Below are 17577 nucleotides of genomic sequence, written 5' to 3'. Positions count from 1 at the left end.
CCGCATAAGGCGACGGGCAATATTCGTTCGTTACTGGCCAGCAATATTCTTGTCCGGCTTCTTCTGTTTATCCTTGCGCAGCTCCTTGCTCAGCCAGGGCGCACCATCGTCTGCATGATAATCATGGCACATCGCACAACTGGACGGAACGTCCGAAGTCGTCTGAAATTCACCGCCATGACATTCGCGGCATGTCTTGATGCCAGGTAACAGCAAATCACGGGCATCATTTGATGATTCAGCATTGTGACATGATGTGCAATCTTCATCATTATGCGCGTCATGGCTGAACCAGCCCTTGTGCATGTAACGATCAGTCTGCGTGACCGGCTTGATCCCATAGTCTACCGCGCTGCGTGAAGTGGGCGGCGTGACTCCATGACAATCAAAACACGCCCCGCCACGCGAGAAAACCTCACTGATTGCCAGATTGGCGCGGCTGGGGCGGAATTGCACGGCGCGGGCATAGTCGCTGGCAACCCGTACTTCGTTATTGTCGCCGGGGCGCCGGCGCTTCATGCCGCCAAGATTAATCGGCCTGGTTGGCCCTGTCGAGCGATAATAGGCGCGCAGATCCGCCCTCACCATCGCCGGTTCGCCATGTCGCAACGTCCGGACTGTCCCGCCAATCTCGTCAAAGGCGAGGCTGTGGCACATGCTGCAATCCTCTTTCATATCGACCGGTTTGAAACGCACGCCATCGGCATCGGGCGTGTGGCAATCGGCACACACCATCGATGGCCCGAACCCGAACTTGCTCGACAATCGCCGGCCCATTTGCGCGACACCGCCGGTCTTGGACAAATGGACATCATGCGGAAATTTGAGACCATTATATTCGGTAGGCTTGTCATCCAGCGAAATTCGCTTGCGGGGCGGTGCCTTGCCGCCGGGTTTGAGCAAAATCGCAGGACGGAACTGGGGATGTGCAATGCCAAAATCGGACGCATTTTCAAGCTTCGTATCGATCAAACGTTCATCCAGTCCATCATGACAATCCGCACAAAATTTTTGCGCAGTTGGTTGCATAGCACCCTCGCCTTCATGCTCGGTGTGACATTCGACACACCTGCCACGCGGCTTGTTAAAGGCCGCCGCGAACGCCGCGCTAACCCGTTCCAGCCCCTCAGGATCACCCATCGCGGTGAGCAACCGGTCCGGTTTGGCATGATCGTGCGCATCATCTTCATGACAGTTGAGGCAGGTTTTGTCAGTCACGGTTACGAACGCATCGACATGACACGCCTGACAATCCCCCTCCAGACTGTGATGGGCATCGCTGAGCGCGCCGGATGACCACATGGTGTCGGCGTGGAATTGATCCGGCCGCTCCTCAACACCGCGATAGGTCGCCCAGGTATAGATCGGCCAGATCAGAAAAGCTGCAAGCGCCAAGCCGACAAAACTCCAGGCACTGATCCGTTTGCCGGGGAGCAGGCCTTTCAATGTATACAGAGCACCCTCTTCGCGGTCCTCTGCGGAATCTGAGAGGGCTTCGACGCGTTTTACGGTCAGAATAACGTCCTCGCTATCCTGACTGACCGTAATCACATGGCCGCCAAAGCCAAGCTCTGCACCCTTCGCGGGTTCGACCGTCGCGGACATCTTGTCCCGGCCATCAATCGAGAATTTCTGACCCGAAATGCTTTCAATCTCGATCTGGCCGTCGTCGAGCCGCCGGATGACAGCATGTTCCGGATTAACCGCAAGATCCGGCAAGTGAATGGCGTTTTCAGCGTTACGACCGACGCCGATCTGCGGATCAGCAAAAGGATTGGCGCGAATTATCTCGCGGCCATCGGCAGTGACGGCAATCTGGCGGACGATAAAGGTCATGTTATTATCTCCCGCCTACCAGTAGAAAAAGACGCTGATGATATGCGCCGAAAGAGTTGCGATCAGGGCGAATGTCGTTGGAACGTGGATGAATAGCCACACCTGTAACAAGGCTTTCAGTCGGAGGTGGCGGCGCACGCGGGCAAGTGTCGCCTCTTTTTTCTGCAGCAGGGCATCGACCTTGTCGAGCGGATCATCTCCCCCCATGCGAGGCTGATAGGCACGTTCGTGCCTCAGATCAGCCTGCGCACGGCGGGTAGCGCAATTCGGGTATTTGCCTGATATCCGGCGAAAAAATCCGCCACCAAAAGGGTCTTGCTCGAGAGACTGGAGCACCAGAGACGCGTGCTCTGCGGACAAAGGCTGCGCGGCTTCATGCAACTGCCGGTCCAGCGAACGGAGGCTTTCCAGCATCTGCGTTTCGGTCATTTCATCGCGATTGTCAGACAGTGCCTGCGGGATGGTGGCGTAAAACCAGATCCCGAATATGCCAGAGATGATGACGATCATCATGAATGCATAAGCCGCTGTATGGATGTTCCAGCCAAACTGGAAACCCGTATGCAGCGTCCCGATCACGATCAGGCTGAGCCCGAGATAGATATGTGCCGACGTCCACGCCTTGAGCGACCAGCTACCCGGCGTCATGGCGCGTTTGCGCACACCGAGCAACGTCAGCCAAAGGATCTGGAGCGCGCCAATTGTGCCAAGCGTATAGCCATACCAGCTGCCGCCATTGTGCCGCGGAGAAACGTCGATGAAGAGATAGATGACAATCGCAATCAACATGATTGCAGAAGCGATTTTCAACCAGCGATAACCGGCATGCTTTAAAAAGCCGTCGTGCATCGCGACTTTTTTGCGGCCGCCACTGCCTGGAGCTGGAACAGAAGCCATTATGCGTCTTCCTGCTCAAGCTTGGCGACGGTCAGAAATTCTTCCGGAGCTACACGGATGGCTGCACCGGTAGGACAGGCCCGAACGCAGGCCGGTCCGCCGTGAATCCCGGCACACATGTCGCATTTAATTGCCTTTTTGGGCTTCTCGACATCAGGATCGCTGTTCTCAGCAGTCCATTGTTTGTCCGGTTCACCGGGCCCGGGGCCAAAGCCGAACAGCAACCAGTTTAATATGCCTGGCTTTTTGGGCGGCACCTTGTCCATGCGGATCACGCCATAAGGGCAATAGCGCTGGCAATTGCCGCAACCGATGCAGGTGTCATCGATAAATACTTCCCCATCCGGACCGCGATGAATGGCATCGGGCGGACAATCGGACATGCAGTGCGGATGCTCGCAGTGCCGGCAGCTGGTCGGGACATGCAGATGCGCATAGGTCCGTCCCGCTTCCCGATCCAGCCGGCTCAGCCCTTCATGGCTGTCAGCACAGGCTTTCTCGCAATTATCACAACCCACACACAGATTTTCGTCAATCAGCAGCACATCGGTTGCTTCGCCAATCCCGTTATCGACGAGGAAATTGGCAACACCGCTATACATGTCCACAACACCGGAAAAGCTGTCCTTCTTGGCCTCGACAAACGCGTTGACATCCTGGCGCGCGGCCATGTCCTTCTTCGCCCGGCGCAAGAGATCCGGATGCTTGTCGAGCACTGCCTTGAAAGCATCGCCCTGAATTTTGATCACTTCCGACTTGATCGCCGCCCGCACCGTTGCCGTGCGTAATCCGCCAGCAATCAGGGCCATTTCACCGACATAAGAACCCGCGGGCAGATACGACATAAACACCGGTTTGCCGCCAATTTCCTTTTCCACCACCATCGAACCGACGCGAATGACGTAGATATCGTTGCCATCCTCGCCTTCGTTGATAATCGTTTCGCCCGCATGGACATTCATGATCTCGCTGGTCTCGACGACTTCGCCAATATCTTCCTTGGTCAGGCCAGAGCCGAACATCTGCAACAGCTGCCGTTCGGTTGATATCCGCGTCACAGCGCGCTTGGCCGCAGGAACCGATGCCATCAATTTCAACGCTGCTGTGCGCGACACCTCAATCACGATCAGGTCCTGTGCCGCATTGATCGTCGCTCCGCGACGTCGCCCGGAAATCAGGCCGACTTCACCAAAGATCGATCCTTCTTCAATGCCCACTGTCTTTGAGCTGTCATGCGGATCAATTTCAACTGCAACCGATCCGTCAGCAATTGCAAATAGCGAAGAGCCCGGTGCGTTGCGTTCAAACACCTGCTCGCCTTTGCGAAAGCGCAGTGCTTCACTGTCGAGCATGAATTCGCGCATCTGCAAAGGAGACAGTTCGTTGAGGATAGACACGCGCTCACGGAAAAACTCAAGCCACTCATCGACGGATTTCCCGCCCGGCAATCCGGCAAATTTCTTTTCCAATATCGGTTCATCGGCGGGCTTGAGATCCTTGTTGCCGTTGATAAACTCGATCACATCATAGCCCTGATTCATGCAGTGCTTGATCAGAGGATAACCGGCCAGCGCGCCAATGACATAAATCCCCTTCTTGGTGCTCTCAAAAGCGGGGGTGAGCTTGGGATAGGCCTCGCGGTCTTCGCTGGTAAATTCGATCCCGCATTCTTCAACGAACTTGCGAGGAGGGGCGGATCCCATGCGGGCGATAATCCGGTCGCATTTGATCGTTTCCTGCCCGTCGCGTGTTTCCAGAACCAGTTCACCATCCTTGACTTCTGCCGGAGTGGTTTCGTTGCGGACCATTACTTTGCCCTGCTCTCCTGCTTCCATCAGCAGTTTGACATTGGCTTTTTTGGCGCGGGCAAACTCAGCCGAACGGTTGAGGATAGTCACGATGTTATTTTGTGCGGCATCGGCAGCCAGACCCAGCGCGTTTTCGATACCCGCATCACCGGAGCCAATCACCGTTATGTGCTCGTCATAATATTCGCCGGGATCATCCAGTTGATATTGAACCAGCTTGTTGTCACCGCCCGGACAGCGCATCAGATTGGGGTTGCCTTGGGTTCCGATAGCCATGACGATGGTTTCCGCCTTGACCGTATCTCCATTTTTCAAGGTGATGGTAAAATTGCCTTCTTCGCCCTCTATTTTCACCGGCTCGGCATTATACTGCACATTGACTTCGCAAGCCGCAGTCTGCTCATCCCATGTGCCGAGAATGGCTTCGCGCTTGCCCGCATCAAAATCCATGTCGGAGCGCAAGACCAGCTGGCTGGGCGTCGCCATGACATGTTTGCCCTTTTGATATTTGTAGATCGTGTCGGACAGGTGATCCGTTTTTTCGAGCAATATGTGCTTGAGTTTCAGTTGCGCAGCGCGTCCAGCGGCGCTCATGCCCGCAGGTCCGGATCCGACTATGGCAACTCGATAAGTGTCAGACACGCGCTCGCAATCCCCCCCCCTTGCTCTTCCCGGTCCGCGCTCCCTCATGCGCTTCTACGACCAAGTTCAGCAATCTTTCTGGCTATAGCGCGACCCTAAAAGACCTGATTAACCATCATCTTACCAAAAAGTCTTTTCAATGCCAGTGCTAAATCGCACAGCATATTCCTGACACTTGTTCGACAGCAATTGATCAACAAAGCTCTTGTCAAAACCGTGATCTTCACGACAATGACCTGGCTTGTCCATATCTGCGCCGTCAGGAGAATCTGTTACCATGAGCACAACCGACAAATCGAAGGACGACAAATGGCCCGTCGGGCGAATAGCCCTGATATTCGCGGCATTGCTGGCAATTGGCGCTGTCGGGATTCAGGTCTATCGCAGTTTTGAAACAGACGGTGCAACAGAAACTGCAACGACCCCTGCCGAATCGGAACAGGCACCAAGCGTAGGGGAAGTCATCGCGGGTCTGGAGAAAAAGCTCCAGGATGATCCGGAAGATGCCGAAAGTTGGCGGATGCTGGGGTGGAGCTATTTTGAAACCCAAAAATTTGCCGAATCAGCCACGGCGATGAAACGCGCCACCACACTGAATCCCCAAAACCCTGAATATTGGTCGATGCTGGGCGAAGCACTGGTCATGGCGAGCGACGGGACGCAGGTTCCCGCCGACGCCGCCGCCGCCTTCAACAAGGCTTTGGCCCTCGATGCCGACGACCCCCGTGCCCGGTATTTTCTGGCGGTCCGCAAAGATATTGCCGGTGACCATCGCGGCGCCATAAATGACTGGTTTGCCTTGCTGCAGGAGACGCCAGCCGACGCGCCTTATGCAGCCGATATTCGCCGCGTCATCTCCCAGGTTGCGGAAAAGGAAAATATCGACGTCGCGGCCCGCTTGGCCAAAGTCACCCCTGCCGCACCAACCGGCGGCATCTCCACCGATGGCCCACAAGTCGCGACCGCCGCCATTCCCGGCCCCAGCCAGTCCCAGATGCAAGAGGCAGCCTCGCTGCCCCCAGGTCAGCAGGAGGCGATGATCGCCGACATGGTCGACGGCCTCGACAAGCGTCTGCAAAGAAATCCCGATGATGCGAATGGCTGGATCATGCTGATGCGCAGCCGCATGCAACTGGGTCAGACAGTCCAGGCCAAACAGGCCCTCGATCGCGGACTGGCTGCGTTCAAAAATGATGGCGCAGAAGCAAAGCGGATCCGGGAAGCCGGCATGGCTTTGGGTGTTGGTAGCTAACGTTTTCAATGGCCAATTTGGGCGTGGAAGCGAGCATTGCGAAACTAGAAAAACGCCAACGCAACAAATCCGATCGTTCCCAATATGGCAGCGCTGACCGTCTTATTCCGATAGGTTTTGGTCAATACCCCCACAATCAAACCTCCAATGATAACCAGAAACAGTGCAAATCCTGCGATCATTTGATAGGTTTTGAAAATCGCTGGTCCATGCCCCTTGTGCAGTTCCATCAAGGAATATTGCAGGCCGGGCTTGTGCAGCGATGCACTGAGACGATCCTGCGTCTGTTCGAACCTTGCGAAAGTGCGTGAAGTGGGCCGAGTTGTCATTTTGCCACCACGGCTGCGGACACTTTCAATATCCAGTACGATGTTTTGAACAGCCAGTATTTTTCGGATATCTTCTTTCAGTGTTGCGCTTTCCGGATCAAGTTCGGTGCCAGCAGGCAGTTCAAGATCAATATCTTCAATTGAAGGCTCGATGCCAGCCTGATCAAGTGCACCGGTGACTGCTACCATCAGAAAAAAAGGTGCCAGAAAAGCGGCGAGAAACAGGTGCATCAATATGAGCAAGTTTCTGGTTTTGACTTTATTCACAGACATTTTCCCGAGAAATCCGACGCGCGATGCGACTAATAATCCGCCGACACAGAATTATTCTTCGCTGCGGTTTTGACTAGTCGCCTGCTGGTGGCGCCCTGAATAAGTGATCGCGCTTCCGTCACCGCTACAGATTTTGTCATTTTTCCTTCAGAAATATCCGTGCCCATTTCCAACAAGCGTGCACTGATGACTGTACCCGTCGCCGCTTCTTCTTCGACCGTTACACCACCATTTTTCGCGATAACAGCGTCCCACTCATCTCTGACTTCCTGCCAATAGTCTTTTGTTTTGGTCCAATAGTTGTCCGCTGCGGCGACCGAGTAGCCATTAAATTTTTTGTACGTGTTGAGCACCGATTCCTGGACATAAGGCAAAGCCTTGCCATCGACGGTTTTCATTTTTGTATTGTCCTGCCAGTGAACCCAGCCGCCGGGCATGGGTTGGTGGCGGTTTATCGCTTGGTAATGATCATATTCCGGGTTGCGCACCGCATCGCGCCGTGCCAGCGGCCTTGCCGTCCTGTTGCTGGTCCAGCTGCGGACACCGTTAATGGTTTTCCACTCACCCACAGCGCCGTAACGGGGACTATCGTCAACCTGCCAAACCGTCTGTGACCATTGGCCTTTGCGTTCAGTTTGAGGAACAGCCTCGTTCGTCCATTCACCGGCACCTGTATAGACTAGGACATTTGCAGGTTCATAAACCCAGTCTTGCCGCCAGTGCTTGATGACAAAAGTCTTACCTTCATGTTCCGCGACCAGAAGGTGCTGCAGGACAATCTCTTTGCCGGTGTCTTTGATAACGCGAACACTCTCATGGCCGCCAGAGATTTTCGCCTTGATGGGGACATAGTCATTCCGCCAGGACGTAGTCTCTGCCATGTCGAATTTGACTTTATAGTCGCCGGCCATCGCTAATATATCGGCACGATCCTGTTCGAATGACGCTTTTGACTCAGTTGCTGTCATCTGACTGTGACGATCGTCCGCCATCGCCGGTGAAGTGATCAGAGCCATTGCAAAAAGTGCAGCTCCGAGTTTGGATGTCGTCTTGATCTTCATTTCTGTTCTCCCAAAATATCTAGAATGATGCGCTCAGTGAAATGCTCGCGTTACGTCCTGGCTGGGTAAACGCGTCCGTGATATTGGATGTTGCCGCCAATCCGCGCACATTGGACCAGAACGAATATTTCCTGTCTGTGATGTTGAAAACACCCGCGCGGATTTTGAAATTCTCGGCAATTCGAAAGAATGCGGTCGCATCGAAAATCACAGACTCACCAGGCCGGAAACAAGCTGCGTTGCAGACGCCGACTGTTTCGTTGGCTTCTTTTCGGGCATTGTAACTCGCGATAATTTCACCGCCGAACGCACCGCTGGGTTCCCGGTATCCGACACCAAATATCAGATTCAGTGGATCAATTGTCGAAAGAGATTGATCGGGCTGTCCGGGACGACCGGTATTGCCGTCAGCGAAAGCCAATGCAAAGCGGGTACGGAAACCATTGTCAGCCTCGTAGCTAGCTTTGACTTCAAAACCTTTCACTTTGACATCGGCAATGTTCACAAACTGGAAAACTGCCGGATCGCCGGGGCGGAACGAACCGCCGACCTGTTCCTGACTAATAAAATCGTCATAGTCCGCGTAAAATCCGGTAAGCCCAAGACTAATGCCATCTGCTGCATATCTTATACCAGCCTCAAAACTAGAACTGGTTTCGGGTGTCAGGTTGGGATTGGGAGCGGATGTATATCCAAAGGCCAAGTTCTCGAAGAAATTATTGACCTGGCCGGGGGTTGGAGCGCGAAATCCTTGCGCATAATTTCCGAACAAGCGAACATCGCCCAACTTCACCACAGCACCAATTTTTGGAGATAGTTTCGACCCGCTCTGACCGCTTGGCGTAAATCCCGGTAACAGGGGATCGTTGACCACTGGATCCAGATCGTAAAAGTCGTAACGCAGCGCGGGGTATAGGGTTACAATACCATCACCAAGTTCAATCGCGTCGCCGAGATAAAATCCGCCAAGGGTAAAATCAGTTACCGGGAATGCACGGGAAGGAAAAAACTCGCCAAAAGGAGGTACCACGCCGTCGCGCAGACCGTCTTGTTGAGTCTTGCTGATGTCTCCGCCAAACGTCAGTGTGTGCTTGACCGAGCCAGTCTTGAAGGTTGATCGAAAATCAGCGACTGCGCCAAATACTGCGGTATTGAACGTATTGAGCCGTTCTCGATCCGGGCGCGGAGTAGCTCCAGTTGGAGAGCGGTCTTCGTCAGCAAATTGACGATCCTGGCTATCCTGCCAATAGGCAGCGACGTGGGCATAGTCGATAAGACCATTTCCTTGTTCGCCGGCATCATAAGTGTAATCCAACGACGCACGCGTGCGTTTCGTTTCATCTTGTGCGGTCAGATTATCAACAATCCAGCTTGGAACCGGGCCGAAAAGAAAAACAGGCCCGCGTCCCGATAAAATGTCGGAAAAAATCTCTCGCTCCAAATATTCGCCTGTTAGCCGAATTTTATGTGAACCATCTTCCCAGACAAGTTTACCGAGGAGAGCATTGGATTCGCCATCCTGCGGATTGGGAGTGGTGCGAGTGGCATCTGCAGTGTCAATTGTGCCTTTGTTGTCCAACTCTTTAAAATCACGGCGCGAAAAGGCCAGCATGGCAGAAAAACTACCTGTTTGTCCGGCCAAGGCGATCGTCTCCGAAAATTCCTGATCGGCGGAGCTATATTGGGCTCGAGCGAAACCGCCCAAACTGTTTCCGTCATTGATGAAATCAACCGGATCAGAGGTTATAAAGCTAACCGCGCCTGATAAACCGTCACTGCCGTAGAGCGCCGACGCCGGACCGCGCAAAATCTCAACCGATTTAATCAATCCCACATCAGCGGCATTTCCACGACCAGCATTTTGTGCCCCAAAGCTAAACCCTTGGGGGGAGCGAATACCATCCACTTGAATAAGGACCCGATTGCCACCAATGCCGCGAATATTGAAGTCTTCGTTACCTGCACGGCCAGTTGTGCCCAATGCCGCACCAAATCGCGCTGGAGCCCGTCTTACCGTAACGCCGGGTTCAAACCGCACAATGTCCCGCACATCCGTCGCGAGTTCGTCGGCAAGGCGTTCCTGATCAATCACCGTCACAGTTGCTGGCGCATCCTCGACATCAACTGGAGCACGGGTTCCGGTGACCGTGATAACATTGGCATCGTCCAATGCTGCGTCCGCTTCTGCGGCACAGGCCGCACTAGAAACTGCCAATGCCGACAAACTGGACACAATAAACCCTGCGCGAAAGCGCATAAATACTGACATAAAGTTATTCCCTCAAAATCTATTTGCTAATGCGAATGATTCTCATTCTTAGATAGAGAGTGGAATATGTTTCTGTCAATCGGTTTTATAGTCACTCTTTGCACTACATCTGCTTTTGCCCAAGATGGAAAAGGGATAGCGCGCTATGGGAATGTGACTATGGCTCATGATAAATGCTAGACGGCTCTCACCAAGAAGAACTATGATTCCTCGATTGCGCTTTGCCGAAGCTCGGCAGAAATGGCTGAACGACCGGCTCAAGCGCCAAAGACTCTTCCCATTCCGTCAGAGCGCGCACGTATACTGAGCTGGATCACGGTCGGTCGATCTTCCATAAATGGTACCCTCTCGCACGGCTACCGAGTGGTGCTTTGACCCCTGAAATTTGCAAACTGTTGTGGTTAGCCTCCAATGCGACATTCAAGGCAAAATCGATCAACAGTAGCGCTCCGGAAACACCGAAATCGATCGCAAAAGTTTGATCCAATTGTCCTGTAAATTGGAGAACTTAACTCCAATCGAAACGGAATTAGTTAGTCTGCCAATGTCCGCCTTGGCGACATCGCAGTTTCGACAATGGAACGAATTCCCATAAAAAGAGCACCCTGCCCAATCCCGCAGATCAGGGTGCTCTTTCCATGCGGACCCGGCTTACCTAAATTTCGCCGGGTCTCTCCAAGCAAACTAGAATTTCATTCCGATACCGATGCCGACAACCAGCGGATCCAGATCGATATCCACGGTCTGCGTTCTCGCTGCCGTTGTGGTCAGTGTCGCGGTGGTGTTGATATCGATATATTTGACATCAAGATTGAGAAACATGCGTTCATTGATCGGAATGTCGACACCAGCCTGCAACGCCCAGCCGAAGCTGTCGCTCATCCGCACTAATGTTGTTCCCACTGCCGTTTCCAGCTCGTCCGTGGCATCTTCGTTCCAGAATATCGTGTAGTTGATGCCAGCGCCGACATAGGGCCTGATCGCACCTTCTGGAGCAAAATGATATTGCGCGGTGAGGGTTGGCGGCAACACCCAGGTGGATGCCAGCCGTCCGATGCTGCCAGTGGTACCGGAAACACCCGACGCGCTGTGCTTGGTCGTCGCGGCGATCAGTTCAAACCCGATATTGTCCGTCGCCATGTAGGTAATATCAATTTCTGGTGCCGGACTATTATCGACACCGACTTCTTCACCTGGAAAACCGGGCAAGACAGAACCGCTGCTTTCATTTGGCATGACATTGATGGCGCGGACACGCACGAGTACGTCGCCCTGTTTGGCCATCGCCGGAACAGCCGGTAAAGCTGTTGCCAATACCGTAGCTGCTGCCAAAATTCCTGTCATAATACGCATGGGAAAACCCCTTTCTTGTTACTTTCGAATCGTAACTAGAAGGGCAATGATTCCCATTCATTGATGCAGCGCAACAATCGCGTTGACATGGATCAACATTCGCGGTTTTCAGGAGTGATCAGCGGAAAAGCGGCTCCCCAAAGCTGCGTAATTTTCGGCTGTGCAATGTCCCTGCATCTGCCTCCTTTGCCAGCAAATCAATCGTCCGCAAGCCAATGGCCAGATGCTGCCCGACGCGCTCCTGATAAAAAGCGTCGGCCATGCCCGGCAGTTTGATCTCGCCATGCAGCGGTTTATCCGAAGCGCACAGCAATGTCCCATAGGGAACGCGGTAACGATAGCCATTGGCAGCCACGGTTGCGGATTCCATATCAATGGCAATGGCGCGAGACTGGTTCAGGCGTTTGGCAATCTGTTCAAAGCGCAGTTCCCAGTTGCGATCGCCGGTCGTCACAACCGTACCGGTGCGCAAATGCTGTTTGAGTTGTGAATGGTCGATGCCGGTTTCATCCTGCACCGCTTTGGTCAGCGCCAGTTGCACTTCCGCGATGGTGGGTAGCGGGATGGAGGGAGGCAGAACATCATCCAGCACATTGTCATCGCGCAGATAAGCATGCGCCAGAACATAATCTCCCAAACGCTGGGTCCGCCGCAGAGCGCCGCAATGGCCAATCATCAACCAGACATGCGGACGCAGTACCGCCAGGTGGTCCGTGATCGTTTTGGCATTGGATGGTCCCACGCCCATGTTGACCAAAGTCACGCCGGGACGCCCGTCCTTGCGCACCAGATGATAGGCAGGCATTTGCGGCGGCTTGGCAATCGGCGGACAAGATGGTTTGCCGTCATTCCCGGTAATCCGGTTGCCGGGTTCGACCAGAATTTCCGCATCACCTGTTGCGACTTCTGCGAGCCCGTGTTCGATAAACTCGTCAACATAGCGCTGATAGTTGGTGAACAGGATGAAAGGCTGGAAATATTCTGGGTCGGTGGCGCAATAATGGCGGATCCGGTGCAGCGAATAATCGACACGCTCAGCCGTAAACAACGATAATGCGGAGTCCGAGCCATCAGCAAAAATCTGTCCGCCATCCACAATCTCGTCATTGGTCGCGATCAGATTGGGCGTGTGAAAATGATTAGGCAGTGCATCCTTGCGGTCACGTTCAAGACCACCGCCGGCATTCTCGATCGCGAAGGCAAGTGGTATTGGCGTTTCCGACAGGCCTACTCTTATGCTGGCTGTAAAGATGCGATTGATACGGGCTAGCTGGTTGGTCAGATATTGCCGGTAAAGAGCGGGTTGACTGATCGTTGTGCTGTAACAGTTGATGCCGGAGATCCGGCCGGATGCGAGATGGCTGGTTTCTGTGGCCTGGTCTGCCGGGATTTCGACCGAAACCATCGGATAGACACCTTGCACGGTGTCCGAAGATTCGAGATCCCCTTCGGTGTAGCGGCCAAAGCGCTCGGTGATCAGATTGATTTGTTGATGGTAGAGTTTTTCGAGAAGAGCAACAGCCTCTTCGGGGCTGTCGCATAGCGCCAGGGATTGGCGGGATTGTTCAGATGTCATGCAGTCTCCGTTTACAGTTAAAGGTCTGTACCGGAAAAACGCTCAAAAGGGAAAAACTATATGCGCACCAGTTCCAGAAACCGGGCCGCGCCCAGATATTCTACCTGCTTTAATGCGCGTGTTTCAACCGCCAAATCGTCCGCGCCCCATTGCTGTTCCTGCCAGAGCTCCTCCAGATTGACGAGCCGCCAGAGTTCATCCGCATCGAAGGCATTTTCAACAAGTCCCAGCACCGCAACCAGTGATCCCGCCAACCCGACCAGCGAAAGCATCGCCGCAAGCGTAAAATCATCCTGTGCTTCCACCGCTTCTGCAAGACGCTTCAAAGTTTGCGGCGACTGCGATTGATGCATGATCCCGCGGACAAGAACAAAGCTGACATCATAGCGCGTCCGGGCCCAGTCGAGCAGCGGGTCCCATTGCTCTGTCTGATGATCAGCCAGAGCCTGCTGATGCGCATCCCCGCGAAAATAGAGCATGTCACTGTCGGCAAAAGCCGCAATGCGAGCCACGATGCGCGGACGATCATGACCTATCTGATCCAGTGCACCCTGTGCCAATGCGGTAAACGGCATCGTGGCGGGATCAATCTCTTCCCCCTGTCCGGCCCATTCTGCTTTAACCGCCTCAGCCAGCGCCTTGGCCGGGAGAACAAGGTCATTTCGATCTGGCGTTTTCACGGAGCGCCCATCCAGCCGAATTGCGAATCCGTCATCGACCGCGACAGCATCCACCTGTTTGTAAAACCGCTTCATCGGCCCGGTCGGTTGTCCGGGCGATTGCCTTCGAGGAATTTATCCCGCCTTCTGGTGAACATCTTGCCGATAACCATGGGCACGATCAACAGATCAACCAGACCAACAACGGCCAGAACATAGCCAATCGCTATATCCATAGAACCGATCACACCAAATATGATCGCAAGACCACCAATCAGGAAAATCAATCCCGACAGCCGCACCAGCAGCAACATTTTTTGCTGAACAGCCTGTTGCTGCTGATCATTTTTTCGAGCTCGCGGACTGTTCATCATTCAGACCTTTCATCCGGCGGCGCCGCCGTCTCGGCATCCAATTGCGCAGCTTCTTCTGCAACCCGCGCTTTCACGTACATTCTCACCATGATCAGCGGGATAGCCATCATCTGAAAAAGCCCGATCAGGATCAGGACATAGCCAGCCGGAGCCGGGACGGGAGGCAGCCGATCAAGGGCAATTGCAATGCCGAGCATCAGCAGTGCCACACCCAGCAACCGGATAATACTGATCGTGAAGTGAAGTGCCTTTGCCTGCTTTTCCTTCTCCGGATCAGGGACATAGACGGGCGGATCAGACGGATCACGGGTGTTGGTCATGCGAGCAATGCCTCCTGAAGTTCGTTCATGGTCAAGGCTACAAGTTCGGCCCCTGCGGCCACCAGTTCATCCGCATTGTGGTAGCCCCAATCGACTCCGAGAGGCCGGACACCGGCATTGACACCCATTTCCATATCGAAGCTGGTATCACCAATCATCACGGTTGTTTCTTGCGTCGCTCCGGCCTCGGACATCGCTAGTTCAACCATTGCAGGATGCGGTTTTGAAGGATGACGGTCCGCTGTTTGCAAGGTGACAAATCTGTCGGTCAGCCCATGCAGTTCGAGGACATGATTGAGGCCGCGATCAGATTTTCCGGTCGCCACACCGAGCACCCATCCTGCACTGTCCAGTTTGTCCAGCAACTGGGCGATGCCTTCGTAGAGCGGCTCGTGCACCCCGCCTTCCTGGCGCAACTCAAAAAACCCGTCTTTGTAGGTCTGGGTCAATGCTTCGATAAGCGCGTCATCGCCATCGGGCAGAAGCTGACGGACAGCTTCCTGCAAGCTCAGTCCCACTATCCGGCGAGTCAGATGATGATCGGGCGGCGTCAGCGCATGTTTTTCAAAAGCCCGGTCCATCGACATGCAGATATTGGCCTGACTATCGACGAGCGTTCCATCACAATCAAATAGAGCCAACTTGTTCATTTCGGTGCAAATTCCCGCATCATGTGTGCCATCGCGCGGCGACCCGATGCATCGAGCGCATCGGCGGCATTGTCAATGGCAACAGCGGGCTTGTTCTGGCTCAGCTTCATCGTCGGCCGCCATGCCAGAATTTCCATCTCAAATCCGACGATGGAATCGACCATTTTTTCAAATTTCGAGATTTCCATCTTGTCCCGGTGCCACGACGTTTTCGGAGCGAGGCGTGCCTCATTGACCGCAGTCACATCATCCAGCAATGCGATCAGACCTTCCCGCTCCATTTTTCGGACCGGCCCCTCCATTTCCAGAGAAACGTAATTCCAGGTCGGAACCTGGTCATCCATGCCATACCAGTCCGGACTGATATAGGCTTCCGGCCCGTTGACCACGCAAAGTGCCTGCAGCCCCGGAAGCGCCTTGGTCAGCGCATTGCCTTTGGACAGATGAAACTGGAGCACGCCGTCACCCGTTGAAAAAATCGGAACATGCGCCACTCGCGGCCCGTCAGCCGTGGTTCCAAATATCATTCCAAATCCGATATTCGCAATCATCGCTTCCAGCGCTGCGCGTTCGTCAGCATCATTTTGGTCATGTGCGTTTTTGGGCCATCGAAAAGCTGGATTGGGATGCATTATTTTTTCTTCTGCTTTGCTCTGTGCGGCATTGCCTTTTTATGGGTGGCCTTGCCAGCTGAAGGTCGCGGTCTTTTGGACGGCTTTCCCGCCTTTACGGGTTTCCCTTCATTCTCACCGCGAGCGCGACGTTCGCCGCGCTTGTCCTTGCGGATCTGTTTTGCATGCGCACGGCTTTGCTGCTTGCGCACAGCTTTCCCACCCGGCTTTTTCTCGTCGAGAGGCAAATCACCAAGAGTCAGATCAAGCCCAAGACCCTCCATCGTTTCCGCAAAATGTTCTGGCAAATCAGCCTTGACGTCCAGCTTGTGCCCATCCGGATGTTCAATCCGCAATCGCCGGGCGTGAAGATGCATTTTTCGACTGATCGCACCGGTCAGGAAGGCATCCTTGCCACCATATTTTCCGTCACCCAGTATCGGGTGACCGATGGCCGCCATATGAACGCGCAGTTGGTGGGTTCTTCCGGTAAACGGTTGCAGTTCAACCCAGCAAGCCCGATTGCCGGCCCGTTCGATAATCCGGTAGCGGGATTTTGAGGGTTGCCCATTTTCTTCGTCGACATGCATTTTTTCGCCGCCCGAACCGGGTTGCTTCGACAAGGGCAGATCGATCATGCCATCCGCAATTTCGGGCACACCCATGACGATCGCCCAATAGACCTTGCGGGCCGTCCGGCCGGAAAAGCGCTTCGAGAAAAAAGCCGCCGATCCCGGAGATCGGGCCAGCAAAATGGCCCCGCTGGTATCCTTGTCGAGCCGATGAACCAATCGCGGCCGCGTGCCCGCATCATAGGTCAGCGCGTCCAGCAAGCCATCGAGATGCGTATTGGTTTTGCTGCCACCCTGGGTCGCGAGACCTGGAGGCTTGTTGACCACAATCGCCGCCTTGTCCTTATGGATGACAAGCTCCTGCGCAAAGTCGATTTGGTCTTTGGAGAGTTCAGTGCGCGGTTTTGCAACCCGCCCCGGTCGCTCAATTTCAGCGGGAGGCACACGCAGCACCTGTCCTGCGTTGATCCGGTCCCCCGGTGAGACCCGTTTGCCATCCAGTCGGAGCTGTCCGGTTCTGGCCCAGCGCGAAACCACATTGAAAGGGACATCAGCCATATGCCGCTTGAACCAGCGATCCACACGGATATCGTCATCATCGGGTGAAATGGTGAATTGCCTGACATCAAGAATTTTCAAGGCCTGCTTCTGTTCTTTCAACGTGCCCTGTGGCTTTTCCGCTTCGGATCCGCTGTCAGCGGTGGGATCAAATTTACTCATGCCACTGCCCTCATTGCGAAAAGACCGATAAACAGAGCGACCACGGAACCAATGACCGAGAGCAATGCATAGCCAGCGGCGATGCCCCAACTCCCGCGCTCGATCATGTTCAGAACCTCCAGGCTAAACGCTGAAAATGTCGTGAAACCACCCAGCAGGCCAACCCCAAGAAAAAGCCGCCAGGGTTCATCGACAGAATCTGAAAGCGCCAGCAAGCCGACAAGAATGCCCATCAGAAATCCGCCCAGCAAATTTGCAGCCAGCGTACCAAAAGGAAATCCCGGTCCCACCCAGTGGAAAACCAGTCGGCCAAGATTATAGCGGGCCCCGGCGCCAAGGGCGCCACCGGCCATAACGAGAAGGGTTGCGTTCATC

Annotated in this window: 16 protein-coding genes; 1 reads left to right on the top strand and 15 read right to left on the bottom strand. The window is 54.2% G+C overall.

Annotated features, from left to right (window positions below):
• Nucleotides 1-30: 30 nt before the first annotated feature.
• The 3 genes from ABJI30_RS01630 to ABJI30_RS01620 are packed head-to-tail and all read right to left on the bottom strand — an operon-like array spanning nt 31 to nt 5183.
• Nucleotides 31-1836, bottom strand: coding sequence for a cytochrome c3 family protein (locus ABJI30_RS01630; RefSeq protein ID WP_348015150.1), 1806 nt, complete (start codon nt 1834-1836; stop codon nt 31-33).
• A gap of 15 nt (nt 1837-1851) precedes the next feature.
• Nucleotides 1852-2733, bottom strand: a complete 882-nt coding sequence (locus ABJI30_RS01625; RefSeq protein WP_348015149.1) for a hypothetical protein — start codon at nt 2731-2733, stop codon at nt 1852-1854.
• Complete coding sequence (locus ABJI30_RS01620; RefSeq protein WP_348015148.1) at nt 2733-5183, bottom strand: NAD(P)-binding domain-containing protein; 2451 nt, start codon at nt 5181-5183, stop codon at nt 2733-2735. Before ABJI30_RS01620 ends, ABJI30_RS01625 begins: the two co-directional genes overlap by 1 nt.
• Nucleotides 5184-5460: 277 nt before the next feature.
• Here ABJI30_RS01620 and ABJI30_RS01615 point away from each other — a divergent pair, with 277 nt between their 5' ends.
• The gene (locus ABJI30_RS01615) at nt 5461-6435 is read left to right on the top strand and encodes a tetratricopeptide repeat protein (protein ID WP_348015147.1); all 975 of its coding nucleotides are present in this window, start codon (nt 5461-5463) and stop codon (nt 6433-6435) included.
• A gap of 44 nt (nt 6436-6479) precedes the next feature.
• Here the strand turns inward: ABJI30_RS01615 and ABJI30_RS01610 are convergent, their stop codons facing one another.
• From ABJI30_RS01610 to crcB, 12 genes are all read right to left on the bottom strand, one after another.
• Nucleotides 6480-7031, bottom strand: a complete 552-nt coding sequence (locus ABJI30_RS01610; protein WP_348015146.1) for a hypothetical protein — start codon at nt 7029-7031, stop codon at nt 6480-6482.
• A gap of 35 nt (nt 7032-7066) precedes the next feature.
• On the bottom strand, nt 7067-8098 hold the full coding sequence (locus ABJI30_RS01605) for a DUF6607 family protein (protein ID WP_348015145.1): 1032 nt from the start codon (nt 8096-8098) through the stop codon (nt 7067-7069).
• Between the two features lie 19 nt (nt 8099-8117).
• Nucleotides 8118-10367, bottom strand: coding sequence for a TonB-dependent hemoglobin/transferrin/lactoferrin family receptor (locus ABJI30_RS01600; RefSeq protein ID WP_348015144.1), 2250 nt, complete (start codon nt 10365-10367; stop codon nt 8118-8120).
• Nucleotides 10368-11051: 684 nt separating this feature from the next.
• Nucleotides 11052-11720, bottom strand: coding sequence for an OmpW family outer membrane protein (locus tag ABJI30_RS01595; protein ID WP_348015143.1), 669 nt, complete (start codon nt 11718-11720; stop codon nt 11052-11054).
• A 118-nt stretch (nt 11721-11838) separates the two neighbouring features.
• Nucleotides 11839-13296, bottom strand: coding sequence for an AMP nucleosidase (locus ABJI30_RS01590; RefSeq protein WP_348015142.1), 1458 nt, complete (start codon nt 13294-13296; stop codon nt 11839-11841).
• A gap of 56 nt (nt 13297-13352) precedes the next feature.
• Nucleotides 13353-14051, bottom strand: a complete 699-nt coding sequence (locus ABJI30_RS01585) for an ATP12 family protein (protein ID WP_348015141.1) — start codon at nt 14049-14051, stop codon at nt 13353-13355.
• Nucleotides 14048-14329 carry a hypothetical protein gene (locus tag ABJI30_RS01580; RefSeq protein ID WP_348015140.1) on the bottom strand — a complete coding sequence of 94 codons (282 nt, stop codon included), beginning with the start codon at nt 14327-14329 and terminating at the stop codon, nt 14048-14050. The genes ABJI30_RS01585 and ABJI30_RS01580 overlap by 4 nt, the downstream gene beginning before the upstream one ends.
• Nucleotides 14326-14649 carry a hypothetical protein gene (locus ABJI30_RS01575; protein WP_348015139.1) on the bottom strand — a complete coding sequence of 108 codons (324 nt, stop codon included), beginning with the start codon at nt 14647-14649 and terminating at the stop codon, nt 14326-14328. Before ABJI30_RS01575 ends, ABJI30_RS01580 begins: the two co-directional genes overlap by 4 nt.
• Nucleotides 14646-15299, bottom strand: coding sequence for an HAD-IA family hydrolase (locus ABJI30_RS01570; RefSeq protein ID WP_348015138.1), 654 nt, complete (start codon nt 15297-15299; stop codon nt 14646-14648). The genes ABJI30_RS01575 and ABJI30_RS01570 overlap by 4 nt, the downstream gene beginning before the upstream one ends.
• Nucleotides 15296-15931 (bottom strand): FMN-binding negative transcriptional regulator, encoded by a 636-nt coding sequence (locus ABJI30_RS01565; RefSeq protein ID WP_348015137.1) that lies wholly within the window; start codon nt 15929-15931, stop codon nt 15296-15298. Before ABJI30_RS01565 ends, ABJI30_RS01570 begins: the two co-directional genes overlap by 4 nt.
• Nucleotides 15931-17202 (bottom strand): RluA family pseudouridine synthase, encoded by a 1272-nt coding sequence (locus ABJI30_RS01560; RefSeq protein ID WP_348015136.1) that lies wholly within the window; start codon nt 17200-17202, stop codon nt 15931-15933. The genes ABJI30_RS01565 and ABJI30_RS01560 overlap by 1 nt, the downstream gene beginning before the upstream one ends.
• On the bottom strand, nt 17199-17576 hold the full coding sequence (crcB, locus tag ABJI30_RS01555) for a fluoride efflux transporter CrcB (protein ID WP_348015135.1): 378 nt from the start codon (nt 17574-17576) through the stop codon (nt 17199-17201). The genes ABJI30_RS01560 and crcB overlap by 4 nt, the downstream gene beginning before the upstream one ends.
• Nucleotide 17577 lies beyond the last annotated feature (1 nt).

Origin of the sequence: Parasphingorhabdus sp., from assembly GCF_039968395.1 — a bacterium.
In the GTDB taxonomy this organism is placed as follows: domain Bacteria; phylum Pseudomonadota; class Alphaproteobacteria; order Sphingomonadales; family Sphingomonadaceae; genus Parasphingorhabdus.
Note: the sequence above shows the minus strand (reverse complement) of the source record. Positions and strands in the feature narration are given on the sequence as shown.

Excerpts from the sequence above, each read along its gene's own strand:
- ABJI30_RS01600 (WP_348015144.1), bottom strand. The coding sequence starts at position 10,367 with ATGTCAGTATTTATGCGCTTTCGCGCAGGGTTTATTGTGTCCAGTTTG.
- ABJI30_RS01585 (WP_348015141.1), bottom strand. The coding sequence starts at position 14,051 with ATGAAGCGGTTTTACAAACAGGTGGATGCTGTCGCGGTCGATGACGGA.
- ABJI30_RS01625 (WP_348015149.1), bottom strand. The coding sequence starts at position 2,733 with ATGGCTTCTGTTCCAGCTCCAGGCAGTGGCGGCCGCAAAAAAGTCGCG.
- ABJI30_RS01630 (WP_348015150.1), bottom strand. The coding sequence starts at position 1,836 with ATGACCTTTATCGTCCGCCAGATTGCCGTCACTGCCGATGGCCGCGAG.
- ABJI30_RS01615 (WP_348015147.1), top strand. The coding sequence starts at position 5,461 with ATGAGCACAACCGACAAATCGAAGGACGACAAATGGCCCGTCGGGCGA.
- ABJI30_RS01570 (WP_348015138.1), bottom strand. The coding sequence starts at position 15,299 with ATGAACAAGTTGGCTCTATTTGATTGTGATGGAACGCTCGTCGATAGT.
- ABJI30_RS01590 (WP_348015142.1), bottom strand. The coding sequence starts at position 13,296 with ATGACATCTGAACAATCCCGCCAATCCCTGGCGCTATGCGACAGCCCC.
- ABJI30_RS01580 (WP_348015140.1), bottom strand. The coding sequence starts at position 14,329 with ATGATGAACAGTCCGCGAGCTCGAAAAAATGATCAGCAGCAACAGGCT.
- crcB (WP_348015135.1), bottom strand. The coding sequence starts at position 17,576 with ATGAACGCAACCCTTCTCGTTATGGCCGGTGGCGCCCTTGGCGCCGGG.
- ABJI30_RS01560 (WP_348015136.1), bottom strand. The coding sequence starts at position 17,202 with ATGAGTAAATTTGATCCCACCGCTGACAGCGGATCCGAAGCGGAAAAG.
- ABJI30_RS01565 (WP_348015137.1), bottom strand. The coding sequence starts at position 15,931 with ATGCATCCCAATCCAGCTTTTCGATGGCCCAAAAACGCACATGACCAA.
- ABJI30_RS01575 (WP_348015139.1), bottom strand. The coding sequence starts at position 14,649 with ATGACCAACACCCGTGATCCGTCTGATCCGCCCGTCTATGTCCCTGAT.
- ABJI30_RS01605 (WP_348015145.1), bottom strand. The coding sequence starts at position 8,098 with ATGAAGATCAAGACGACATCCAAACTCGGAGCTGCACTTTTTGCAATG.
- ABJI30_RS01595 (WP_348015143.1), bottom strand. The coding sequence starts at position 11,720 with ATGCGTATTATGACAGGAATTTTGGCAGCAGCTACGGTATTGGCAACA.